This window comes from Mycobacterium gordonae (assembly GCF_002101675.1).
Lineage (GTDB): Bacteria > Actinomycetota > Actinomycetes > Mycobacteriales > Mycobacteriaceae > Mycobacterium > Mycobacterium gordonae.
Window position 1 is genome coordinate 59,090 of the sequence record NZ_LQOY01000227.1, and the last position, 24,648, is coordinate 83,737.

Consider the following 24,648-nt stretch of genomic DNA (forward strand, 5'->3'; position numbering starts at 1 on the left):
TTGCTTAAAAAGCGCACGGTCCGGACGCGTACGTACGCATGCTGGCACCGGAAACATTGGCGATTTCGCTGATGCGCTGTGATGCAGGTCACCGCATTCTGACTAGCATGAGCGAAACACGCTGGAGCGACGTGGCCATGAGCGAGCTTCCGACCGGAACCGTGACGTTGCTGCTGGCTGACGTCGAGGGTTCGACCCGCCTATGGGAGACCCAACCGGACGCGATGAGGGCGGCCATCGAGCGCCTTGATGAAACATTGGGCGACTCGATCGCCGCCTGTCATGGCGTGCGACCCATCGAGCAGGGCGAGGGCGACAGCTTCGTCATCGCATTCGTCCGTGCCGCCGACGCGGTGGCCTGTGCGCTGTGTCTACAGCGCGCGCCCTTGGCGCCGATCAAGCTGCGCATCGCCCTGCACACCGGCGACATCCAGCTGCGGGGCGAAGGCAACTACATCGGCCCGACGATCAACCGCACTGCGCGGCTACGTGATCTGGCCCACGGCGGCCAGACCGTGCTCTCGGGCTCGACGGAACCCCTTGTCGTGGACCAACTTCCGCCCGAAGTCACGCTGACCGATCTGGGCACCCACCCGTTGCGTGATCTGCCTCGCCCGGAACGGGTCGTTCAGCTATGCCATCCCGATCTGCCCAGTGATTTTCCGCCCTTGCGGGTGGCCAATGTGGTTGTTGCCGAACATCTTCCGGCGCAATTGACCAGCTTCGTCGGGCGCCACGAGGATATGTGCGGCATCGGTGTGGCGCTGTCCGAAAACCGCCTCGTCACACTGACCGGCGCCGGCGGTGCGGGCAAGACCCGCCTGGCGGTACAGGTCGCCACCACTGTTGCCGCCGAATACGCCGACGGCGTCTGGTATGTCGACTTAGCGCCCATCACCGACCCCGATGTGGTGCCCATGACGGTTGCCCGCGCGCTGGGCCTGCCCGAGCAGGCCGACCAGCCGACCGCCACCGTCTTGCTGCGGTTCCTCCGGGATCGCCAAGCCCTTGTGTTGCTGGACAACTGCGAACATCTGCTCGACGCCACCGCCGAGCTGATCACGGCCCTCTTGGCTCGGTGCCCGGCGCTGACCCTGCTAACGACCAGCCGCGAACCGATCGGCGTACCCAGCGAGGTGAGTTGGCGGGTGCCGTCACTGTCCCTGGCCGACGAGGCGATCGAGTTGTTCGCCGATCGGGCACGACACACCAAGCCCGATTTCCGCCTCACGGCAGACAACGCCGGGACCGTGACGGAGATTTGCCGCAGGCTCGACGGGCTGCCGCTGGCAATAGAGCTTGCCGCCGCGCGGATCCGCGCGCTGTCGCCGAGTGAGTTGCTCACCAGCCTGCATGACACTTTCCGCCTGCTCACCGGCGGCGCGCGGACCGCGGTGCGCCGCCAGCAGACATTGCGCGCTTCGGTGCGACAATCTGCGGGCGGCGTTCGCATGGAGCCGGGAGATTTCCGACACCGATGCGGCCCTACGAATGGGATTTTCGCTGCTTCCGCTGTGGCTGTCACACGGTCTGATGCGGGAAGGCTGGAACTGGCTGGCGGCCGCGCTCACCGACGGAGACAGCGTGGGTGCTGAGACGGAGGAGACACGGGTCCGAGCGTCCGTGGCCAGGGCCTTGCTGGAGTCCTTCCGGGCCATGACCGTCGACCTCGACGACGCCGAGCGCAGCCTGGCGGCGGCGCGCCAACTAGGTGACTCCGCACTGGTGGCGCGCGCGCTGACGGCCTGTGGTTGTCGGGCCGCCGACGACCGCGAGGCGTCCGTCGCCTACTTCACCGAGGCGGCCGACCTGGCCCGCAAATGCGGCGACTCATGGTGGCTGGTGCAGACGCTCGCGCTGGAGGCGTCGTACGGATTGCTGTTCGGCGACCCGGTGGGGGTGCCGGTTGCCGCCGCAGAAGCCTTGGAGATTGCCGTCGCAATCGGCGACACGTTCGTGGCGCGGCAATGCCGCTATATCTTGTGCTGGTCGCAGGTCCTGCGCGGCGAGCTGTCTTCGGCACTGATCGCGCTTCGTGACCTCGAGGAGGAGTGCCTGGCGGCCGGCGACGCGTTGTATTCGATGATCACGTCGTCGTTACAAGCGATGGCGCTTGCCTATCAGGGGCAGATCAACGCCGCTCGAACGGCCGCCGACGTCGCCTTCCAGCGCCTCGCCGACATGTTCGACGCGTACACGGGAATCGTCTACGCGGCATCGGCATTCGTGCACCTGGCCGCGGGGGATGCGTCCGTCTCGAGCGAGATGTGGGAGGCGGCGCACGAGCGCACACGGATGGACCCCCAGCTGGCGGCCATGCACCTCTGGTCGGCCCTGGCGCCGTTGCGTGCGGTGATCTCGCCGCGGCCCGCCGATTGGCCGACGAGGTGGTGTCCGCAACGAGTGGTTGGAGCTATGCGGCAGCCCTGGTGTGCCGCGCGCGGGTCGAGTTAGCCCAAGGGAACTTCGACGCCGCCGAACGTGACGCCTACGAAGGGCTCGAGCTCGCCGGCCGCCTGCAAGGTGGGCTCGTCGTCCCGGTCGCTCTCGACTGCCTGGCCACCACCGCGGCCGAAGACGGCAACCACGTACTGGCGACGCGGCTGTTCGGAGCCGCCGACGCCGCATACCGACGCATGGGCATGGTGCGCTTCAAGGTGCTTGAGGACGCCGACAACGCCAGAATCGCAGATCTGCGAGAAGACCTGGGCGACAACGACTTCGATGCAGCGTGGGCCGCCGGCGCGGCCCTGTGCACTGAGGACGCCATTGCCTACGCACTACGCAGGCGCGGCGAGCGTAAGCGCGCCAGCAGCGGCTGGGCTTCGCTGACCCGTGCCGAGTTGGACGTGGTCAAGCTCATCGGCGAGGGTCTGGGCAACAAGGACGTCGCCGCCCGGCTGTTCATCTCACCGCGCACAGTGCAGGCGCATCTGACCCACATCTATACCAAGCTGGGCCTGACCTCGCGTGTGCAGTTGGCCCAGGAGGCGGCGCGCCACTCCTGACTGGCGCCCTGGGTACCGGGCGGCGTGATCGCGCCGTCGGCATCGGACGTAGTGTCCCTATGACGCGATCTGTGTTGAAGGAGCCCGATGACCGCACGCCACGATCAGAGTGTCGCCGGCACCGGAAACCAGAGCTTTCGTGCCGAGTGCTCGCCGCAGAATTGGGCAGCGCTCAGCGACTGGCTGCGCCGCCGCGGGATGGAGCTCGACGCCGATGCGCCCCGCCAGTTCGCCAACGGTCTGGCCAACCTGAATTACCTGATCTCGGTCGACGGCCGGTCCGTGGTGTTACGCCGGCCACCGGGCGGACAGCTGGCCGAGGGCGCCAGCGACATGGCGCGCGAATTTCGGGTACTGAGCCGGCTGCACACGCACTACCCGCGCGCACCCCGGGCAGTGGCCTTCTGCGAGGACGCCTCGGTACTGGGCAGCCCCTTTCAGCTGATCGAATACCGGCCCGGCACAGTCGTGTCCGACACGATTCCTCAGCAACTCGCCGCCGTGCCCCGCTCCCGGCTCGCTGACGAATTCGTGACCGCCCTGGCAGACCTGCACTCGATCGACCTCGACACCCATCCTGAACTCGGCGAGCTCGGCCGGCCCGGCGGCTTCATCGCACGCCAGATCGCCGGCTGGAACCGCCGGGCGCACAACGCGTTCGACGGATCGCCGCCGACGACGGTCGAGCACATCGTGACCTGGCTGGGCGCCAATGGGCCCGAACCGTCGATCAAACCCACTGTGCTGCATAATGATTTCAAGTTCGACAACGTGATATTCGATGCGAACGGCGCGGCCGCCGCCGTGATCGATTGGGACATGTCGACGCTGGGAGACCCACTCTTCGATCTCGGCGTCACCCTGTCCTACTGGGCGCAAGCAGACGACGCGGACGTCATTCGCGACCTCGGATTGGCTCCGTCGCTGCAGCCGGGCTTCCCAGACCGAGAAACGCTCGCGGCGAAGTACTTCGCCGCGGCGGGACGCAAACCGGTGCCAGTCGGTTTCTATCTGGCGCTGGGCCGACTCCGGCTTGCGATCGCCTGGCAGCAATTGTTTGTGCTGCATCAACGTGGGGCACTCGTCGGCCCGAAGTACGCCGGTTTCAACCGCATTGCGACGTCTGTCTTGGCGGTGACCGCCGATTCTTTGTCGACAGAAGACATCTGATATGCCAGCACCCACTATCCCGAGGAAGAGGACCGCTTCGTGATCGACTTCTCCGTCCCCCCGGAACTGACGGCACTCGGCGAACGAGTCCGCCAATTCGTCATCGACACGATCGTCCCCTACGAGCGCGACCCGCGACTCACCCAGCACGGCCCCAACGACGAGTTGCGCCAGGAGCTCGTCGAGCTGGCCCGCAAGGAAGGGCTGCTGACTCCGCAAGCATCCCCGCGGTTCGGCGGCAAGGGCATCTCTCATATCGAGCAGTCGGTGATATACGAGGCGGCCGGATGGTCCACGCTGGGGCCCGTCGCGATGAACTGCGCTGCGCCGGACGAGGGCAACATGTATCTCCTGGACAAGCTGACGACCGACGAGCAGGCCGAAGAGTTCCTGAAACCCGTGCTCGACGGCGCCGTCCGATCGGTGTTCGCGATGACCGAGCCCGGCGGAGCCGGTTCCGATCCTTCACAACTACTCACGCAAGCGCGACGCGACGGCGACTCGTATGTCATCAGCGGCCGAAAGTGGCTCATCACGGGAGCCAACGGGGCAGGGACCTGGATCGTCATGGCCGATGTGGTCGACGACGAAAAGCGCAGCGGACCCACTTTGTTCCTGGCCAAGGGCGACGACGGCGGCATCGTCATCGAGCGCGTGATGAACTCCATGGACCGCAACTACGTCGAAGGGCACGGCGTCGTCGTCTTCGACGACCTGCGGGTGCCCGCAGCGAACGTGCTGGGCGAAGTCGGCGAAGCGATGCGCTACGCGCAGATGCGCTTGGCGCCGGCGCGTCTCACGCACGCCATGCGCTGGTTGGGCGCCGCCTCACGTGCCCAGCACATCGCCTTGGAGCATGCGAAGACCCGAACGGCGTTCGGCGGCCCGATCGTCGACCACCAGGGCGTCGGATTCCTGTTGGCTGACAACGAAATTGCCCTAACACAGTGCCGCTTGGCGATCTGGTACACGGCGTGGGTGCTGGACCAGGGGCACAAGGGGCGGCACGAGAGTTCGATCAGCAAGGCCTTCGTGTCCGAGGAGCTGTTCAAGGTTGTCGACCGCTGCATCCAGGTCATGGGTGGAATCGGCGTCACCGACGAGACACCGATCGAAATGATCTTCCGCGACATTCGCGGTTTCCGGCTCTACGACGGGCCCACGGAGGTCCACAAGTACGCGATCATCCGGCGCATGAAGCACGTCGGCTCGGAGGCCGCGCGGGTCCCCGGATCGCACACTGTCTGAACCGTCGACGCAGGGTCCTGTTGCGTGACCCCCCTAGCGCTGACCGCGGTGGCGACGGTGCTTTCCGCTGCGGACACAAGTCCGCCGGATCCGGCAAGCGCCGGGCTGCAAAGGCTGTGGTGATCCGTCTCGGGTGGAAATGCCACCAGCCCGTTCATCAACAGCCGCTACCCGATTGCCACACCCAGTTCGGCGGCGAAGACCTTGATCATGTGTTGCACCGCAATCTCGTTGCGGCCGACGAGCATGTGGTCGTGCTGTCCGTGCCGCACCCCCTGGCCGCACTGGGGGAGCATGGCGAAATCTTCATCGCGCACGGCGGCGTGAACGGCGTCGTAGATCATGTCGTATCCGGCGCGCATCCCTTCGCTCGTCGCAGGGAGGCGCGACATCCACGTGTGCCGGACCCGGCATCGCGTCGGCGCACCGGCGGGCAGCATGTCGATCATCTCTACTCCAACGCTGCTGTTGGCCAGGATCAGGTTGGGATAGATCCAGTAGATGACGCCCATGTTGTCGCGCACGTCCCACGACCGGTTGGGGTCGGCGACGAGCTCGGTGATCCAGGTGAACGGAAAACCAAGACGATGATGCTTGCCGTACTCGTCGTAGATGGCAGTGTTGGCCAGCGTGTTCATGCCGATCAGGCTTTCGCCGTGCACGAAGGGGAAGTGATAGCCCTCGGCGAACGCCTCCAGCGCTCCCTTCCAGGAAACGTCGGACTCGAACTCGCGGTGATCGTGGTAACCGAACGACGAGTAGTCGAGTTCGGCCAACTCCGGGGCCAAAGATCCCAGATGGGCTTCGACATCGATATGGGCATCGGCCGTCAGTACTGCCCAGACGAATCCGTAACGCTCCTGGACGGGCAGTTCGACAAGTCCGTAGTCCTTGACGTCTATCCCGGCGAAACCGGACTTGCCTGGGATGCTGGACAACTCGCCGGTGTTCTTGTACGTCCAGGCGTGATACGGGCACGTGAACCGGGACGAATTGCCCTGCCCGCAAGCGGGCATCGCGCCGCGGTGCCGACAGTAGTTCAGGAAGACATGGGCGCGGCCTGATTTGTCACGGGTCACCAGCAGCGAAGCCCCGAGCACCGATCGGACCAGGTAATCGTTGATCCGCGGAAGTTGGGCACTGGGCACGATAGCCAGGGGAGTTCGGCGCAGGATCTGAGATTCCTCGAGTTCGGTCAGCTTGGGGTCGTTGTAATAGTGCAGCGGAACCCGCAACACCTCGGCCGCCATGTCGGTGGTCCTGTCGAGCGCCACCTGCAGAGCGCGCCGGGTCAGGCCTTCGTGCAGTATTCCCTTGTCGCCGTGGGTGATTGTCACGGGCGTCCCTTCTTCAGTGCTCCCACCGAATACCAACGGGCAGCGCTTCGGGGTTCTTCGTCGTAGCGGGTGAACCATTGACCGGCGAGAGGCGGGAGACGCTCGAATGTGGGGTCGTGCCCGGGTCCCTGTGAACGCAGCAGGCCAAGGACCATCTGGGCCACTTCGCGCTTGGGAACCTCGAAATAGGTGGATGCGCCTGGCAATTCGCGAGAGGCACGCAGCGCGCCCAGCAGCGCCCGTGGACCCAGCCCGTCAGGCATCAGCCGGGCGAACTGGCCGCCGTCGTCGGCCGGAACGTGCGTGCGGAAACCCGTGGCGATTATCGACAGGATCTCGCTGAGATGCTTGAGCACACCGGCGATTGTCTTGACCCGGTAGGCATAGCTGTCATGAACCGCGTTGTAGACCTTCAGCGCGGCGCTGCGGTGCTCGATTTCTTCGACGAAGTGCCAGATGAACAGCGATGCCACCCGCTCGTCGCCCGGTTGGAACAGCTTGTCTTCATGGTCGAGGAAGACCTTGAAATACGGGGTGAAAGTCGCCTCGACGATGGCGGGATAGGCGAGCCGCCACGCCAACGGTTTGGTGGCGGTGAGGCGATCGTAGGAGGCGATCACCTCGCTCGCCGTTTCCTGCAGGCCCGGCCAGCGGCGCGTCAGTGCCCGGATATGACTCAGGTGCGCCGCGGAATGCTGGGCTTCCTGACGCAGGTAGGCGTTCGCCTCCTCCACGACCCCGGCGTCGCGCATCAACGGGATGGCTTCGCGGGTGGCATCGACGATGAACTTCTCGAAACCCGGTGCGAAGAACGAGATCAGGTTGCACTGCATGGCGAACGACGGTCGCTGCGGCTGCCAGTTGAATGGCACGTCGTCGGCGGCGAAATCGAACCGCACGCGGCGCACTTGAAGCTTCGTCATGGCAAAGGTGTCCCCTCAGATCTCGCGGCGCGGACCATTACGACCGTAGCGCCGTCAGCGCACCAAGACAATACGGGTAAAGATTTATGTATGGTCAGTTCGTCGCGTCAGCGGCCGCAATGGTTACCGGCCGGCGCCGGGTCGCCAGCCATGGAAACAAGGTCAACCCGCAGATCGCCAGCAGTCCGGCGGCCTGAACTGTGATGTAGGACAACAATGCACCTTCGTGGACCGCGTTGGCGATCACCATCGCTGCCATTGCAGCCACATACACACCGACGATCCAACCCGTGACGGGCTCGACGCGATCCCGCGCAGGGTGGGCGGTGCGCAGAGCCGTAGCGGCGACTACGACGTAGCCAAGGATCAGCGCCAGCACCACCGGCCACTGGCGTCCGCCGAGAAAGGTCACGGCGGTCTGCGGAGCGAGTAACAGTGGCCCGACGGCGATGGTGACCAGCGCGCAAAGAGGCGCGAAGACCAGCAGGGACTTGGCCGTCGACCAACCGCGCCGCCCGGGCGGGTCGATGTGGGGCAGCGCCCATAGCATCAGGTAGAAGAACATCGCATCCCATGTCGCCTGCCAGCACAGGTCGACCAGTGGCCAGTCCAGCCAGTACTGAAACATCGGGAAGTCGCTGCGCCAGGTCCACCAGACGACGTGCCGAAGGCCGCCTTCGATGATGTAGGGGGCGTCGAACGCGACCATGAACAGGCCACCGGTGACCGCGGCCTGCCATCGTCTCGTAATGCCCCATGCCTCAACGACTTTGAAGCCGGTGAATAGGAAGACCGGATAGAAGATCAGCACATAGAAGGGCATGGCGGTGGTGCCCTGGAACGGTGCCAGCGCGCGAAAGTTCAGCATCACGGTGAAGTCGCCCTGAACGTACATATTCAGCAACGCCATGCCACCCAACTCCAGCACCACACCGTAGAAGAAGGCGGCCGCCAAGAGCGTCAGATAGGCGCGCACCCCCCGTCGCCACTGGGCGATCGCGTAGACCACCGCCGAGGCGAACATGACCAGCAGCACCAGATCGAGCAGATTGGCCTGCCAGCCGATGGTGGCCGGGTTGTTGATGATCACCAGTTCCACGCCCGAACCTCCGGTGTTGTGCGGGTACTCGCTACATGAACATACACTATGAAGAATACGTATGGTCAAATAGCCGGTGCCGCAGCGTCGACGGGTGACTAGACGCGCTCGTCGGGGTGCCAACTGGCTGCGAATCCAGGTACTAAGCGCTTTATCTCAAGATCAGTGGGGCGCAACCACTCTCAGCCGCTGCCGCCCGGTGGGACGGGGGATTGCGGGCGGTGCGGGGGCACGGTCGCCGACATCTGCTTTCCCTCGGAGCGAGGCTTACCGGCGTTTCAGTTTCAGCCAGGCCCGGCGCGGCTGGGTCGCCTTGACCTCGCGGATCTGCGGGTAGCGGGCCTGCACACTTCGGATCACCAGGTCGCCCAGCGTGCGACCGCTCAGCGGACAGCCCAGGCAGGCTCCGGTCAGTTCCACCGTGAGAACGCCGTCGCGCACCGAGTGCACGGTGATCGAGCCTCCGTGTGATGTGGCAACCGGAGTCACCTCACGCGCCAGGATCTCCTCGATTCCGTCGCGCAACTCCTGGTCGCTGACTTCGCAGACCTGGGCAGACAGCGCATCGAACAGCGCCGAGCGCACCCGAGGGCCGTCGACCTCCCAGGATCGGTTGACGCCCAACCACGTTCGCACTTCACCCAGATCAACTTCGGCCCGGTCCAGCACACCCTGATCGATCAGCGCAGCCAACTGCGGCGGAACGCCGGACAACTGCCGTGTCCCGGTCAGCCACCGCATCAAGCGGGGGTCGTCGGTGGCTTGCGGGTGCAGCAGCGGAACCGACACGCTCAACCCGTCAACCACATGGTGATGTGCCGCGTGGCGAACGCCGCCACCCATGCGAGCACGAACATGTACCCCCACGCCACCAGCGGCCATCGCCACGAGTTGGTTTCGCGTCGCAGCGTGGCGATGGTGGACATGCATTGCAGGGCGTAGGCGAAGAACACCAGCAGCGCCATGATCGTCGGCGCCGTGAATACCAACTCACCGTGGTGCGGGCCGGAGGTGAACACCGCCGAATGCGTGGCCGCGACGAGATCACCGGATTCCCCGGTGGCGAAGATCTGCCCCAGTGTGGCCACGAACACCTCGCGGGCGGCCATCGCCCCGATCAGGCCGACGCAGACGCGCCAGTCGAAACCCAGTGGTGCGAACAGCGGTTCGAGGATCTTGCCCAGGCCGGCGGCGAAGGAATGATTGACGACGTAGGCCGTGGCAGCAGCTTGGTCCATGCCGGCGGTTTCGGAGGTGCGCACCGGCAGGTTGAGCAGGAACCACAGCACGACGGAGGTGCCAAGGATGATGGTTCCGGCCTTGCGCAGGAACACCTTTGCCGAGTCCCACACGGTCATCACCACCGATTTGGCGGACGGGAACCGGTACGGCGGCATCTCCATATAGAAGGGCAACAGGTCGCCCCCCAGCACCACCGACTTGAACAGCCACGCGGTGAGCATCGCCGAGACACCTCCCAGCAGATACATGCCGAACATCACCACGCCCTGCATCGAAACCGGCCCCCACCGGTCCTGCGGGCTGACCAGCATCCCGATCAACAGGATGTACACGGGCAGTCGCGCCGAACAGGTCATCAGCGGGGCGGCCATACAGGTGGCGAGCCGGTCGCGCGACGACGGAATGGTGCGGGTGGCCATGATCGCCGGCACCGCGCACGCCAGCGAGGACAGCATCGCCACGAAGGCCCGGCCGTCGAGGCCGGTGGTCGACATGATGCGGTCCACCAGGAATGCGGCGCGCGTCATGTAGCCGATGTTCTCCAGCAGCGAGATCAGCAGGAACATCAGCACGATCTGCGGGATGAACACCAGCACGGCGCCGACCCCGCCGATCAGTCCGTGGCCGAGCAGGCCGGCGACCGCGGTGTTGGTGACGTTGTCGTCCACCAGGGCGCCGAGCCAGCTGAACAACTTCTCGATCACGTCCTGCAGCGGTGCTGCCAGGGTGAAGATGATCTGGAAGAACGCGAACATCACGGCGATGAAACACAGCGTTCCCCACACGGGGTGCAGCAGCACCCGGTCGATTCGGGCGCTGCGCTGGTCGGGTTCGGGGGCCCGGTAGTGGCCGGCGTTGAGGATCGACGCAATCCAGCTGTTGTATTCGGCGTCGTCGGACGGTGGGGGGATGGCGACGCGCCGCCAGGTCTGCGGCTCGGCGAGCAGCACCCGCAGCGGTTCGAATCCTTTGCCGCGGCTGCCCATCACACTGACCACCGGGACCCCGAGCGCGGCGGCGAACCGCTCGGTGTCCAGTTGCCCGCCGCGGGCCGCCAGCTCGTCTCCCATGGTGAGGATGAGCAAGGTGGGCTTGTTCAGTGCCAGGGCCTGCGATACCAGAGACAGGGAGCGTTCGAGGACCGTGACATCGACGACCACAGCCAGTGCATCGGGTGGCGGAACGCCAGGCAGTTCCCCGCTCAGCAGGTCGGCGACCACCTGTTCGTCGGGGCTGATCGGGTGCAAGCTGTAGCACCCCGGGACGTCCTCGACGAGGAACGTCCTCGTGTCGTCGTCAGTGCGCACGCGTCCGGTACCTACCCGTCGGGCGACGGTGACACCGGGATAGTTGCCGGTGCGCGCCCGCATCCCGGTCAGGTGGTTGAACACGGTGGTCTTGCCGGCGTTGGGGCTGCCGATCAGGGCGGTCCGGGGCAGGCCGGGCGGCGCGGCGACCGTCGCGCCGTCGTCATGGCAGGACGCGGTCATGACGGTTCGGCGATCTCAATGTGGGCAGCCTCGCGGCGCCGCAAGCAAGTGTCATAACCCAGCAACCGGTACACCGAAGGGTCGCCCAGCGGAGCGGTGCGCAGCTTGGTGACCCGGACTCCCGGACGAAAACCTAAGTGACGCAGGCGATTCGCCACATCATCCGCGATGGCCGGGTCGAGCGCGACGATCTCGGCGCCGGTTCCTGGCGCCAGGTCGGCCAGCGTGGTCCGCCGATCCTGACCGGGCCGGGCTTCACCCGCCGATCGGTCCAACCGGCTGTTGGGCATCGTCGTTCCTCCGGACTGCCGACACTGCCAGGCGCTGGTGGTGTCAGCGATGCAGCAAGACTACCGATAGTTAGGTTACCCTCACCGGCCGGAGCCGGATTCGGCTTTACCGCCACCCGATACGGCAGTGCGACCTTGCCTTGGGGTCTAGCATCCAGTTGCGTGCGACGAGTCTTGGTGCTGACCGCGGTTGTGGCGGTGGCGACGATCCTCGGAGGATGTGGAGACAAGAACGCGGCCTCCGGCAAACGTCCGGCCGCGCAGGCCGTGGTGATCGTGTCCGGCGGCGATGCGACGAGCCCGTTCACCACGCCAGACCAGGCGTGCGCCACCGGGCTGGCCGCAGGCAACACCGACACCGCGATCCGCGAATACCTGCTCAAGCAGGGCTACACCACCTACACCTCGCCGGCGATGGCGGGCCGTGGGCAGGTGGCCGATCAGACCGGCTTCGGCCCGTTCGGGATCTGCCCGGTCACGCTTCCGGAGAACATGACTGTCGACTCCGCGATCAGTACCACTACGTGACCTGATCGCCAATCCGCACAACCCCCGCGATTCGGTCGGTGATCTAGACGAACTGGCATCCATAGCCGAGTTCCAGCTTCAACCGGCGGTAGTGGTCACCCGCGGCGCCTTCGAAAAGCTCTACCCCGAGACCAGCATCTCGGCGCGTTGGGTGGTCGTTATTGGCAACCGTCGCCTCGCTGCCGCCCACAAGTTCGGCCGTCCCGAACTCGACGTCGTGGTCAAGGACGAGCTAGCCAAGGACCGGGCGACGCTGCTGACCGCCGTGATATCCGAGAACGTCGACCGGTCCGGGTTCGACGTCATTGAGGAGGCCAAAGCGGTGGAGAGCCTAGTAAGCGAATACGGCAGCGCCGACGCCGCGGCCGATCATCTTCGCAAGAGTAAGACATGGGTTTCGCAGCGGCGCGCGCTGCTCAAACTCGCGCCGGCCCTGCAGGAGGCCACCCGCAGGGGTGATTTGGCGATCAGGGAGGCGAGGTCGCTGGCGCGGGTGCCGCTGGAACAGCAGGTGACGCGCTGGACGGCGGTCAGGGACCGCCGCGGAGAGGGTCGGGAGACCGACGCCGACGGCGGAAAGTCTTGCGCCGAGGGCAACGGGCGGGGTGGGGGAGAGGCGACGTCGCGCACGTCGCGGTCAATTAGCAAAGCCCTGCACAAATTCGACACCGCACCCGACGAGTTGGCCGCCGCGCTGCGAGACCAGCTCGGTGACGCCGGTGCCAAAACCCTTGTCCACCAGCTGCGAAAACTGTTGAGGCACGCTTAGCTTCGACCCCGAAGCGCGCAGTGTTACCTCAAAGGTCGCGCTGGCAATCGGTTGCGCCAGGCAAGTGTCCGGACCGATGAGGTGGCCACAAGCTGATCGTGCCGGCGCCATCGGGCGACCGGTAAACCGGGTTTGCGAGTAATCGAGTGTCGGGGGCCGGTTCTGGGTTCGGCACCGCGACTGAACGGCTTGGGACGGCCGCACCGCAATGTGCGTGGCCTGGCCTTGATGTTGATCGGTTGCGACTTCATCGGGTGGGCGTACCTCGGTGTGAACCGGGTTCGACCGGCAAAGGTCACCAATCGATCTTCGAGCTGGTGCGGCCGCGACGTGATCGGGGAAGCTGGTAGCAGCGGCACGGGAAGGCGCAGGCGTTGCGGCGCGAGATCAGCAGTGTCCTGGGCTGCTGTTTGCGTGAGGGAACGCTCGCCTGGCTGCCGGCGTTCCAACGTTCGCCCTATGGCCGGATAGATTAGGAACCGTAGCAATGCGATGTGTGGCGACATCCCGGGTACGACGGGGGAGGGGGCCACCCTGGTGACAGGTGAGGACTCAAAGCAACGCGGGTCCATCGGCGGCGCGACGAGATGATGGGACGCGGCCACCGTGGGGGCGCAGAGCCAGTGATTTGTGCCACGGTGAGCTCATCGCCGGTGAGCCAGTTTTCCGCGGAAAACTGGCAACGTTAACCCTGGGCGCACAGAGGACGGCGGGTGCGGAATACTCTCAGCGACAAGCTATTTCGGCATCGCACTGTACGGGATAGTGACCTGCGTGGCAGTAAGTGTGAGGGGGGCGGCGCAACGCAAGCTTGGTGGGGGCCTATTGCCGCAGACGTCAGTGCGTGACGGGTCGGCGTCATTGGAAGCCGTGTGGTTGGCTGCGCGGCCGCGCGTCTGCGCGTGGTGTTCAGCCGTTGATACCTATGCGCCATGAGCGCTCACGCCCAGCATGGGCACCCGAGGGCACGGGCGGGGTACCAGAGACCAGACCGTGCGACAGCCGGGACAGAACGACGAACGCTCGTCATGGGACAGGGACAGGGACAGGGAGCGCTGGGGGAGCGGCGTTGGTTAGAAGGGGGCAGTGCTGGTGGTGCGCCAGGGGCGCTTAATCCGCGGTCTGCGGAGTTTGTCGGCCAGTGTGGGCCGCCGAGCTGTCGCTATGCGGCAGTGCCTCGGCTCGACGAGGAGGTAGTGGTGGTCACCACCGCGCCGGAATCTGCGCTAAGTAGTGACGACGTCTGAATCGCGGCCAAGGGTAACTCCACCGCCCCCGGAAGTTCTCTGCTGCGGTGGCCGTCCAACAGCCATCACATGGCCGGCCGAACAGCGGATCGGCGGACAGCTATCTAGCGACCCTTCGACGCAGCACACCAATTCACCCATCTCGAAGCTGACTGAGAATCTCCACGGTTGACTTGCCGATGTCACACGCGCCGGCGGTGAAGGCGCAGTTGCAAGTTGAGCGGTTTGAGGGTCATGGCCTCAGCAGCGGCGAGCCGGTAGTCCGGCGAGGGTTCGAGGTCGAATTGGTGCAGGACGGCAGCGAGGGTCACAAGGATCTCGTGGAGTGCGAATGCGCGACCGATGCACGCGCGGGGACCTGTTCCGAAGGGCCGGTAGGTGCGGGGTGGAAGTCTGCGCAGGTTTTCGCTAAGGAACCGGTCGGGATTGAATTCGGCGGCATCAGGTCCCCAGGCATCGGAGCGATGTGCAGCAATGAGGTGGACGAATACCCAGTCGCCGGTCCGGAAGTGGTGTTTTCCATTACCGATCGTGGTGTCGTGGCGGGCCTGGCGGAAATAGCCGGGGGCCGCGGGCCACAGTCGTAATGTTTCGTCAACGATGCAGCGCAGGTATTGCAATTGGTGCACATCCCCAAAACCGATCTCGGGAAAGCCGGGTTCGGGCCAGCGTGCGTCGATCTCGGCGCGGGCCCGGGCAGCGATGTCAGGATTGCTGGACAGAACGTGCAGAGCGAAAGCGATTGCGTTAGCCGAGGTTTCGCTTCCGACGACGAGAAAAGTGAGCAGTTCGTTGATGACGGTGGCCTGGTCGAGCTGTTCACCAGTGTCGGGGTCTCTATTGTGCAGCAGTGAGTGCAAGATGTCGCCATTCCCCTGGGTGGCGGGGTCCCTGCTGCGGTCTTTGACGATCCTGTCGACCTCTCGGCGCATCTCGGTCTTGTCTGAGACGTGCTGACTTTTTCGCTCGTCAGAGATATCGACCGTGTGGCGGTCCGCGTAAGCAAGTTCGCGGAGCAGCATTGCCAGGAACGGCTTTTGCCGTTCCCGGGGATTGCTCAGGTTGTTGAATGAGTGCCCCATGGCGACGCGGCTGATGATTTCCAGGGTCAGTCGGTTGGCGTCAGCGGGAACACTGATCCAGGCGCGGACACGGCTTTTGGTGTTCCACCCGTCGATCAGTTCGCGCACAGTGTTGACCATGTCGCTGTGATAGCGACTCATCGCTGCCCTGGTGAACAGCGGTACAAGCAGGTTATGCGCTCGCCGCCAATTCGGTTCGTGGTTGTACGCGGTGAATAATCCGTCGCCGAGCACCGATCGCAGTCGGTCCAATGAAGGTCCGACGTGTTTTTCCCAATGGGTTTCGTCGTTGACTTCCGCGACGAGGGCGGTGTCAGCGACAAAGATGACCGGCTGGGCGGCGAACGGTTGCTCGATCATGCCGCTGCCCAGTTCACGCAGCCGATCGGTAACGTCTTGGACCGGCTTGGTGAAATCGATCGTGCGGTAATTACCGAGGACAGGGAACTGAAAGCGAGAAGAATCCCTGGTTGACGGGGGAGTGTCCGCGATCATGCGGGCGTGCCTGCTTTCGTCGATGGGATCGGTGCGGTGCGCCTCTGAGTGGCAGCCCACGCAAGGGTCCACCATTTTGCCACCTTCACCAAGGCTGCGACCTCGCCGTCGAGGGTTGTTGACGGCGATCCGAGCACCGTTACAGCACTGGGGGACTTGGGTGTGAGTCCCGCGCTGCGAGCCCTCGCGGCACACGCCAACTGGAAGGCCTGAGTCGCTGCGCCGCAGCGTCGGGTCGGTACTGAATGCGTCGAGAGGAACGTTGCGACCTCCCGCGGATCGACTTCGCCGAAGTAGGGGCGCAGCCGCAGAAAGGCGTCGCGAATTTCGATCACTGTTTGGTGCAGTGCCAGGGTAGTGATCCGCCCGCCCGGATCTACCTGCTCGATGTTGAATCTGCTCTCGGGAACCACTGATGTCATCGCACGCCATAGTGGCTGCAACTTTCGGCTACTGCGGCTGACGGGATCTAGGCCCAAGCGGGAGAGCAGTCTCACGACAAGTGGAATTGCGCCCAGGACGTAGACAAACACTGCGATACCGAAGTATTCGAAGCCGTGCAGCCACAGTCGGAACATCACAGTGCTTGTCCAACCGAGTTGATCGGTCAACGCTGATATCAGCGCTTCCAGGCAACCGAGGGCAGTCATCGTGCCCAGCGTCAGGCCGCTGGCGGCCAGCAGGCGCTCGCGTCTGTTGCTGGCCCTCTTGAGTTCGTTGGCAAACATCCAGACAAATCTTGCGGCCATCACGAGCAGGATGATCAAGTAGAATACCCATGCCGAGATCGCATCCCAACCGCCGGAGACTTCCAGCGTTTGGCCGGCCAAGCGGGCACGGGTAGCGGCAACTAGAAAGCAGATGCACGAAATGATGGCCGCCGCCCGGTAGTAACGGTGTTGACGGCGTGCTTGCTCTGGTGGCAGCCCATTCCACAGCATCGTGAAGCCGATGAGTTCGGTGCTGGCGAAAACCATTGCGACGAAAGCCATTTGTTGGGCGGTAGTCGGCGACATGAGGGCGCCTCGAGACAGGATGTCTTCGACGCTGCCCTCGCGCAGAAGTTGGGCCACGAGGACGAATGCCATCAAGTTGTTGTAATAGGTGTCGTAGCTGTTGGTCCTACACAGCCAGTAACGCCCGACGAGCAAGACCGCCATGGTCACGATGACGGGCCAGGCAATGACGGCTGGGACGCTAGAAATCATCGCCGATGAAGGAAGGCGCTACGCATCATCGATTGGCTTTGCGCTGCCTCGGCGGCGGCAAGCATCAATACCGAAGCAAACCGTTCGGCGTCCCGTTCCTGCTCGTCGGCGTAGTCCGTGCGCCCCAGGACCGTCCGTATCAGGGCTGGCTCGAGGTCGGGGAGGATGGAGCGGCACAGTTCGGCGATCGCAGTCGGCCCTACCCTGTTGCCCTCGCGTGGCCCGCTGCGATGTTCAAGGACCATGTGGCCAATCTCGTGGCAGACAATTTGATCAATGTGGTAGTCGGTTGTCCCCGCCTCATGAACGATGATGTCTTCATCATCTTTGATCAGCCACAGGCCGCAGGGGCTGTCGATGAAGGCTGCGGTGTCAGTCGGGATCAGCCGGATGGGGCGGCCACGCTGATGCGCAAAATTTTCGACGAACGTTCGCCGATCCCATGGCACAGGGATCGGCAATTGACGCGCCAGGGTAAGCAGATCAGCGTTAGTCGCTGCCATGATCTGGCCCTCGAGGAGAGACATCGACCGGCGGCAGCTGTTCGAGTTGGCGCACGTGATCGGCCATCGCCGCCAAGCTATTGAGGGACTCGGTCGTCAATCCGTGGGCGCGCATCGCCAGGTCGCGCACGCCACTGTCCCGCAAGGCCTGCAGCAGATTGAGTTGCGCGTCAATCTGCGGATCGATACCAGGGTCGATCAAATATGACGGTGAGACCCCAAAGAACTCGGCGATCGCCCGAAGGTGCTGGACAGTCGGATTGTTCTTGGCGCCCGTGCGCAGCTGCCACACGTAGGCGGCACTGATCGACACACCGGTGTGTTTCGTGATGGCTTCCGCGGCTGCAGCGTTGGACAACGGCGGTTCGGTGGGCTTGCGCATGATGTCGAACAGCTTGTTGAGCTTGGTCGCCAGTTCAGTGACCTCGCCTGTAGCCGAATCACGGTGCACAGGGTCAGTCAATCTACTCTCGTTTCGCTCCACGCCCCCTCGCATAAACTGAGGTTACTACACGACATCGTCCCAGTTCCGGGTGGAAGTCTCTCTGCGGACTGACGCCCAGGACTGGGCCGGACGGTGGCAGCGGCTGCGGCACAATCGCTTGCATTTATGTGAGTATATGGTATGAACTAGGTCAAGTACACAGATTGATGGAAGTCAGCGGCGACCAGCGACGACGCCTGCCAAGCCCGGCTGACAGCCTTAACGCGTCAAATAGCCGCCAAGATGGGGGATGTGTTGTGTTGACAAAGGATTCCCATGTGGCGCGCATCCAACGTGATGAGTGGCTAGAGCTGACACGTACGCAATCCCTTCTTCCGACACAACGAAGGTTTCCATTCAGGACGACGCGGGCAGAATCGACGATGACAGTGCCAAGCGAGACGCAGATGGACTCAGAATCGGTGCCCGACGAGTCACGAATAGAGTTCTACGAAAGCTATTTTCGCGCCCATCACGGCCTTTCCTGCAGCCTGTTCACGGCATCCGATGGGGAGCGGTTGCACGTCTACACCGCCGGTCCCGACGCGGCGTCAGCGATACTTCTGTGCAACGCGCCGGGAATGTCGGTTGAGTTCGTTCGCCCCCTTGCCCATCGGCTGGCCGGAGCGTTCCGTGTGATCACATGGGAGTCCCGTGAACTGCCGGGCGTGTATCACGACGCCCAGTCATTGCGGCATCTGATGGATCGTCAGGTGCGTGACGGGCTGGAAGTACTCGCTCACTTCGGCGTGTCCGGCGCGAAGCTGCTCGGCTGGAGCGCCGGGACGCGGATTGCACTAGAAATTGCCTCAATATGGGATGGCGCCGCCAGCAGTTTGGTCCTGATGAATGGTGCCTACCCGACTGAACTCGCAGAACTCACCGCGCTGACACGGAAATATGCCGACGATTTGCAGCCTGGTCCGACGGGAAGCGATGACACACCGGCGCGGGCGGTGGAAACGGGCGCAATATTTATGACCCGCGACCTCAGCGGTGCCAGACCAGGCAGTAACGCGGCCGCCATGTATCCTTTTGGCCCGCCACAGCGACCTGCCGAGAATATCCGGGCCTACGCAAAACTGCTTCTGTCGCAAGCGGATAACGCGCTGGACCTGAGCAAGCTACCGTACGTTCCCGCGCTGATCCTGACTTGCGATGGGGACGTGACCTCACCTCCCAGCTCATCCACTCGCTTCGCCTCAGAGGTCCCACTGAAGGCCCAGTGTATTTCGTTCCCAGCTGGCGACCACTTCTCGCTGTACTGGGACCCTCGATTCATTGACGCCGTCGATGACTTCGTCAAGTGCTCGGAACTTACCGAAACCGCCAGTAGCCCCGATGTCGCGGCAACGCCCAGGTTCGGAAAGGTCGCCACTTCTACGGTGGGTGCGGGGGAGAGGATCACCGTGGCGGCGCTGTCGAAGCGGTCACCGACACGCGCACTCGCCTAACGGCCGTCAGTCTCGTCGCGACCGATCCTGCACATGCGTTCCCCCCAGAGTTTAGGCTCGCAGCACGCGATCCTGATAACATCGGTACACGTCCGGTGTCATCGCGTGAAACGAGAGTGTATGGCCGAGAGTGCTTCACTTGGGCTTCAAAGTAATTCCGGGCTGGCGCAGAAGCTGAACAAATTGTTCGAGGTCATGCGTAAGCCCTCGGATGCGCCGTTGTCTAACGCCGCGGCGGCGGAGGCGATCAAAGAGAAGACGGGCGTATCCATCAGTGCGGCATATATATGGCAATTGCGTAGTGGCCTGAAGACAAACCCCACTGTTACGCACCTGCAAGCGATGGCCAAATTCTTCGGAGTGCCGGCGTCCTACCTGATCGACTCCGACTCTGAGCCGGAGATCGAAGGGCAACTCAACCTGCTGCAAGCACTGCGAGACAGTGGCGTGCGTGATTTGGCAATGCGCGCTTCGGGGCTCACCCCGAGCGCGATCACCAACATCGCAGCAATGGTCGACCACGTGCGTCGATTAGAGCACCTGCCGCCGGTCGCCAATGATGAAGGGACATCCAAGTAGATGGCGGTTGCGAGCAATGACATTCTCGATTTGGTGCGCGCTTTGCCCATCCCCACGCCCTGGAATCGAAATGTCTTCGTCGAGAACCTCTCGAAAAAGCGCGGTCGCGCGATCACGCTCGTCCCTACAGACACCGCGTCACTGGGGCTCGGCCCCTGCGGACTGTGGCTTTCCCGTGACGACGACGACCTGATCCTGCACGAAGTAGGGACTTCGGAGTATCACATCGATCAAATTGTCGGCCATGAGGTCGGGCATATGTTGCTGGGGCACGATCGCATCGATGCCTTCGGCAATAAGAAGGAACGCCAACGCGATTTGTGTCACTACGTGTTGCCCGATATCGACCCCGAAACGGTTCGGGCAGTCTTGGGGCGCACCAACTGCCCCGGCGACGAAGACGAACGCGACGCCGAGAGGTTTGCTTCTGCGCTGATGCTGGCCGTCGCTGATGCCAACGAACGGCGATCGATTGTGCGCAGCGCCTTTTTCCGCCGACGATGAGCCCGGTCCTTCCAGACACCACCGCTGACCGGTGACGAAGTTCATCATTGTCATCGATCGTTTGTGGTGGCGGCGGGCAGACCTCCATGTGAAACACTTTTTCACGGTGCCTGCACACGTGGCGGTGTTTCAGTGACCCCCTCCGCCGTCCCGGCCATGATCGCCTGGCCATTCATCGCATTCATGACAGTGGTACTACTCGGGCGCTACCGGTGGTTCAACGAAAATCTCTCGGAAAAGTACATCAACAACACCCTGGCCTTCTTGTGGGCGGCTCAGCTACTCCGAGAACCCTTCGTGCAAAGGCAGATGATCGATTCAGCATTGGTCACGGAGCCCGGCGTGTGGCAAATAAGTACCGCGCTCATGGGCTACAGCTTCACCGAATTCATCGGATTCAGCATGCTGTGGTCAGGGATGCCCGAAGCGGAAACCCGCCGCAAACACCGGTACTACCGTATGGCGGCGATTCTGCTAATCACGGGATTTCTGATCTGCGGGACCCGTGCCCGCCTTGCCAACAAGCCCCTAGAGCTCCTGGTGGGGTGGGATTCAGTGACAACGCTGAGTTGCCTCACGGCCATGTTGATGGTCCTGGCTATACGTCTGGTGTGGAATTCCCTCAGCGAGCTGCGGGCGGCCAATAGCCCCCGGGAACGCTGGATTGCACTGAGCACACTGCTGATGGGGGTGTTCGGCGTCGGAATCGTAGTGCAAGAGGCTGCGCTGCAGCTGTTCGACCAACTCGGCTGGACTCACACCGCTAGTTACCGCAAGGGGTCGCACGAGGACGGTCTCTTTTTCGGCATCCTGGCGCCGTTTGTGATGGCCGCCGTCCCTCTCGCGCTGAAGCTGCTCCGGTCGCTCGGGCTGGATCGCACCACTCGAAGCTGGCACAAACTGCAACCCCTGCGCCAGGCGATGAGAGCCGTCACCCCAGAACGCTTCATCGATTCTGACGACGAGGAGTTCGGGCGGCGGGGAAAGTCGACACTTCAACTGCACGACACCGTGGTCGAGATCCGCGACGCCATCTTGCGCCTGCGCCCCTACGTCCGCGCAATACCCGAGGATGAGGTGATTTGCTTCCTGGATGTGTCCCAAACTGTCCGTGCCAGCGAGCGCGAGGCCGCGCTTGCCGCGCTGCGTCTCGCTCACGCCGCGAACGCGAAAACTGCCGGCATCACCCCCGATCCCCCCGAAGGCGACGCCGCGCTGATCGTCACCTCAAAAGCGACAACCCTCGAAGAAGAAGCGGCCGAACTGCTCACGCTGGCGAAATGGTGGCCCAGCGCGTACGCCGCAGCCACCTCCGTGGCCCCCACGAAAGCGAGCCCAACACCATGACCACGCCCACCGCCACGGCCATCCCGCACTCCCGCTTCCGGCTTCCCTTGCTTGGTGATCTCCTCACCATCGACTTCACCAGCCCTGTACTAGGAACGACCGACAAGCTGCGCAACTCCACCGACGGAATCTTCGAACAGCGCATCTTCGCCCTATCAGCCATCGCTATCTCCGATGCCGCCCTCATCGAGGAAGTCAACGACGAAACCCGATGGCAAAAACACGTCGGTCCGCTCGTCGACAAGCTGCGCCTCACCCTCGGAGACGGACTCTTCACCGCCTACAACGATGAACCCAACTGGCACAAAGCCCACAACATCCTGATGCCCGCGTTCACCAAGACAGCCATGAAGAACTACCACGACAGCATGGCCACCACCGTCGAAGAACTTGCCCAGGCATGGAAAGACGCCAGCGCCAAGCGGTCGTGGATTGACATCCCCGCCCAAGCCAACCGGCTCACCGTCGAAATCATCGCGCGCGCAGGATTGGGCCACACCTTCGGCAACCTCAGCGATCCGGGGGAGAACGCATTCAGCGCAGCCATCATCAGCGAACTGAGCTACGTGCGGCGCGCGATGCGCGTCGACCCGATTCCCTTCTACACCAATCTCTTCGGGAAGAAACGCTATCAGCAGCACCTGGCCGACAGGGAGTTCATCCGAAACTTGGTCTGCGGCATTGTCGATGCGCGCCGCAACAACCCGGCACCAGGACCAACCGAAAACATGCTCGACATCATGCTCCACAGCGCCGATCCCGAGACGGGGGAGAAGCTGGACTCGGAGAACGTTGTCAACCAAATCCTTACCATGATGGCAGCCGGTAGCGAGACGTCAGCTAACACCATCTCGTTCGCCCTGCATTATCTGTCCGCCCACCCCGACGTGGCGGCTCGCGCACGCGCCGAAATCGACCAACGCTGGCCCGAATCTGACTTTCCGCGCATCGAATTCGACGACATCGCCAAGTTCAGATATCTGCGGCGGGTGGTCGACGAAACGCTGCGCCTGTGGCCCGTAGCCCCCGGTTACTACCGTCAAGCTCGCAGCGATACCACCCTCGGCGACGGCAAATATAGCTTCCGGAAGGGAGATTGGGTGGCTGTCGTCCTGCTGGCCGCCCACCGCTCCCCGGCCTGGGGGCCCGACCCCAACGAATTCAACCCCGACCGATTTCTCCCCGAGAACCTACGCAAGCTGCCCCCGCACATCTACAAACCCTTCGGCACCGGGCCACGAGCCTGCATCGGCCGCCAATTCGCACTCCACGAAATTTGCTTGACACTCGCCGCGATCCTGCACCAGTTCGACCTGGAACCCAAGCCCGGTTACCACCTCAAGATCGCCGAAACACTGACCCTGAAACCCGCCGACTTTCAGTTACGCCTGCACCCGCGACATCGACCTGACAACCCCAGCTAGCCGGGCCGCTGACGGCGAGTGCCAGCACGGCCACCTCAAAGCAACTGGCCGCCAACAGGCGAGAGGAACCGACGATGCGCCTGCCATTCCTGCCCCTACCACTGTGGGTCGCGCGTGGGGTGATCGACCTTCGAGAACGGCTGCTGGGCCTCGCCGACGCCACAGTCCCTGGGGAAATCACGCTGTTCCTCGACGTCATCTTCGGGCTGCAGAAAACAAAAATCGCCGGCGTTCTCGTCACCTCCGGCATCGCCGATGCCCTTGGCGAAACCTCTCGGCGGCCAGTCGATCTGGCCGACGAACTCGGATTAGATTCTGACGTGACAACCAGGATCGTCAACGCCGCGATCACGCTGCGACTGATCAAACGTGACCGCACCGGACGTGTGCGCTTGACCAGAATCGGTGCGCCGCTGCGCCGTGAACACCCCAAGTCGATCGCATCCTGGGCCGCCTACTACGCAGACCCAGACACCGCGGCGGTCTACGCCCACCTTGACCGCCAACTACGCGATGGCGCCGAAATATCCGGACATCGAGCAGCATTCGGCAAATCGCTATGGGAATATCTAGGCGATCGCCCAGAACGAGGAGAGGCGTTCGCAGATGCGATGCGCCAACTCACCGAATTCGACCTTGCCGGGATCGCCCAGTCCTACCCCTGGCCGAAGCACGGAACCATCTGCGACATCGGCGGCGGAGTGGGACACCTGCTTGCAGCCATCCTCGAACAGCGCCCGCATGCGCGAGGCATCCTGCTCGACACACCGGAAGTACTTGAGCGGGCAGACAGATTTCTGCGCCAACAAGGGCTCGACGATCGGATCGAAACCCGCGCCGGCGACCTGTTCGGCCAACTCGACGCTCACGCGGACGTGTACACGATGAAATGGATCCTGCACGACTGGAGCGACGACGCATGCCGCGACATCCTCAAAAGCGTACGCGCCACCATGCCGACCGGCTCCAAGCTAGTCACCATCGATCAACACCACGAATCTGCCCGCCCCAACGCCTTCACCGCCATGGCCGACGTGATGATGCTCGTCTTCTGCGAAGGCGGGCGAGAACGCTCACCCCAGCAAGTGCAAGCACTGATGCGCGACGCCGGGCTCATACCGGGACCAGTTCGCCACTTCGTGTTGACGACGGTTGAAAACCAGGCCAGTCGCGACGGTTGAAAAGTAGGCCACCCGATCAGATTGGATGGGTGATCT

Annotated in this window: 19 protein-coding genes and 2 pseudogenes; 11 read left to right on the forward strand and 10 right to left on the reverse strand. The window is 63.5% G+C overall.

The window, feature by feature from the left end:
• The first annotated feature begins 137 nt into the window (after nt 1-137).
• The 3 genes and pseudogenes from AWC08_RS39915 (at nt 138) to AWC08_RS28865 (ending at nt 5,426) form a co-directional block, all read left to right on the forward strand.
• Nucleotides 138-3,008 (forward strand): annotated as a pseudogene (locus AWC08_RS39915) (helix-turn-helix transcriptional regulator).
• 87 nt (nt 3,009-3,095) lie between these two features.
• Complete coding sequence (locus AWC08_RS28860) at nt 3,096-4,178, forward strand: phosphotransferase family protein (RefSeq protein WP_069433373.1); 1,083 nt, start codon at nt 3,096-3,098, stop codon at nt 4,176-4,178.
• A 39-nt stretch (nt 4,179-4,217) separates the two neighbouring features.
• On the forward strand, nt 4,218-5,426 hold the full coding sequence (locus tag AWC08_RS28865) for an acyl-CoA dehydrogenase family protein (RefSeq protein ID WP_069433372.1): 1,209 nt from the start codon (nt 4,218-4,220) through the stop codon (nt 5,424-5,426).
• A gap of 167 nt (nt 5,427-5,593) precedes the next feature.
• Here the strand turns inward: AWC08_RS28865 and AWC08_RS28870 are convergent, their stop codons facing one another.
• From AWC08_RS28870 to AWC08_RS28895, 6 genes are all read right to left on the reverse strand, one after another.
• Nucleotides 5,594-6,763: an aromatic ring-hydroxylating oxygenase subunit alpha gene (locus AWC08_RS28870; protein ID WP_069433371.1), complete on the reverse strand. Its 1,170-nt coding sequence runs from the start codon at nt 6,761-6,763 to the stop codon at nt 5,594-5,596.
• Nucleotides 6,760-7,686 (reverse strand): metal-dependent hydrolase, encoded by a 927-nt coding sequence (locus tag AWC08_RS28875; RefSeq protein ID WP_069433370.1) that lies wholly within the window; start codon nt 7,684-7,686, stop codon nt 6,760-6,762. The genes AWC08_RS28870 and AWC08_RS28875 overlap by 4 nt, the downstream gene beginning before the upstream one ends.
• A 94-nt stretch (nt 7,687-7,780) precedes the next feature.
• Nucleotides 7,781-8,785 (reverse strand): hypothetical protein, encoded by a 1,005-nt coding sequence (locus AWC08_RS28880; protein WP_069433369.1) that lies wholly within the window; start codon nt 8,783-8,785, stop codon nt 7,781-7,783.
• Between the two features lie 267 nt (nt 8,786-9,052).
• Nucleotides 9,053-9,574, reverse strand: a complete 522-nt coding sequence (locus tag AWC08_RS28885) for a NifU family protein (RefSeq protein ID WP_083271095.1) — start codon at nt 9,572-9,574, stop codon at nt 9,053-9,055.
• Nucleotides 9,575-9,576: 2 nt separating this feature from the next.
• A complete protein-coding gene (gene feoB / locus AWC08_RS28890) occupies nt 9,577-11,517 on the reverse strand; it encodes a ferrous iron transporter B (protein ID WP_085088610.1) in 1,941 nt (646 codons plus the stop codon).
• Nucleotides 11,514-11,807 carry a FeoA family protein gene (locus AWC08_RS28895; RefSeq protein WP_082986590.1) on the reverse strand — a complete coding sequence of 98 codons (294 nt, stop codon included), beginning with the start codon at nt 11,805-11,807 and terminating at the stop codon, nt 11,514-11,516. Before AWC08_RS28895 ends, feoB begins: the two co-directional genes overlap by 4 nt.
• A 162-nt stretch (nt 11,808-11,969) precedes the next feature.
• On the opposite strand from AWC08_RS28895, the gene AWC08_RS28900 reads away from it, so the two are divergent.
• Complete coding sequence (locus tag AWC08_RS28900; RefSeq protein WP_232008093.1) at nt 11,970-12,335, forward strand: hypothetical protein; 366 nt, start codon at nt 11,970-11,972, stop codon at nt 12,333-12,335.
• Nucleotides 12,316-13,104: pseudogene (locus AWC08_RS28905) on the forward strand (ParB/RepB/Spo0J family partition protein); the annotation flags it as partial. The gene AWC08_RS28900 and the pseudogene AWC08_RS28905, both read left to right, overlap by 20 nt.
• 1,429 nt (nt 13,105-14,533) lie before the next feature.
• Here AWC08_RS28905 and AWC08_RS28910 read toward each other — a convergent pair.
• The 4 genes from AWC08_RS28910 to AWC08_RS28925 are packed head-to-tail and all read right to left on the reverse strand — an operon-like array spanning nt 14,534 to nt 18,021.
• Nucleotides 14,534-16,003, reverse strand: a complete 1,470-nt coding sequence (locus AWC08_RS28910; protein WP_231752688.1) for a cytochrome P450 — start codon at nt 16,001-16,003, stop codon at nt 14,534-14,536.
• Complete coding sequence (locus AWC08_RS28915; RefSeq protein WP_142283871.1) at nt 15,925-17,088, reverse strand: MAB_1171c family putative transporter; 1,164 nt, start codon at nt 17,086-17,088, stop codon at nt 15,925-15,927. Before AWC08_RS28915 ends, AWC08_RS28910 begins: the two co-directional genes overlap by 79 nt.
• Before the next feature lie 44 nt (nt 17,089-17,132).
• The gene (locus AWC08_RS28920; protein WP_055581628.1) at nt 17,133-17,639 is read right to left on the reverse strand and encodes a hypothetical protein; all 507 of its coding nucleotides are present in this window, start codon (nt 17,637-17,639) and stop codon (nt 17,133-17,135) included.
• On the reverse strand, nt 17,626-18,021 hold the full coding sequence (locus AWC08_RS28925) for a helix-turn-helix domain-containing protein (protein WP_231752691.1): 396 nt from the start codon (nt 18,019-18,021) through the stop codon (nt 17,626-17,628). Before AWC08_RS28925 ends, AWC08_RS28920 begins: the two co-directional genes overlap by 14 nt.
• A gap of 509 nt (nt 18,022-18,530) precedes the next feature.
• On the opposite strand from AWC08_RS28925, the gene AWC08_RS28930 reads away from it, so the two are divergent.
• From AWC08_RS28930 to AWC08_RS28955, 6 genes are all read left to right on the forward strand, one after another.
• Nucleotides 18,531-19,577, forward strand: a complete 1,047-nt coding sequence (locus AWC08_RS28930) for an alpha/beta fold hydrolase (RefSeq protein ID WP_065136021.1) — start codon at nt 18,531-18,533, stop codon at nt 19,575-19,577.
• A gap of 120 nt (nt 19,578-19,697) precedes the next feature.
• Nucleotides 19,698-20,156 carry a helix-turn-helix domain-containing protein gene (locus tag AWC08_RS28935; RefSeq protein WP_055581884.1) on the forward strand — a complete coding sequence of 153 codons (459 nt, stop codon included), beginning with the start codon at nt 19,698-19,700 and terminating at the stop codon, nt 20,154-20,156.
• The gene (locus AWC08_RS28940) at nt 20,157-20,660 is read left to right on the forward strand and encodes a hypothetical protein (protein ID WP_065136022.1); all 504 of its coding nucleotides are present in this window, start codon (nt 20,157-20,159) and stop codon (nt 20,658-20,660) included.
• Nucleotides 20,661-20,816: 156 nt separating this feature from the next.
• Nucleotides 20,817-22,007, forward strand: a complete 1,191-nt coding sequence (locus AWC08_RS28945; RefSeq protein WP_065136023.1) for a DUF6545 domain-containing protein — start codon at nt 20,817-20,819, stop codon at nt 22,005-22,007.
• Nucleotides 22,004-23,431 (forward strand): cytochrome P450, encoded by a 1,428-nt coding sequence (locus tag AWC08_RS28950; RefSeq protein WP_082986592.1) that lies wholly within the window; start codon nt 22,004-22,006, stop codon nt 23,429-23,431. The genes AWC08_RS28945 and AWC08_RS28950 overlap by 4 nt, the downstream gene beginning before the upstream one ends.
• Nucleotides 23,432-23,505: 74 nt before the next feature.
• Entirely contained in the window at nt 23,506-24,612 is a 1,107-nt protein-coding gene (locus AWC08_RS28955) for a methyltransferase (protein ID WP_069435057.1), read from the forward strand.
• Nucleotides 24,613-24,648: the final 36 nt, after the last annotated feature.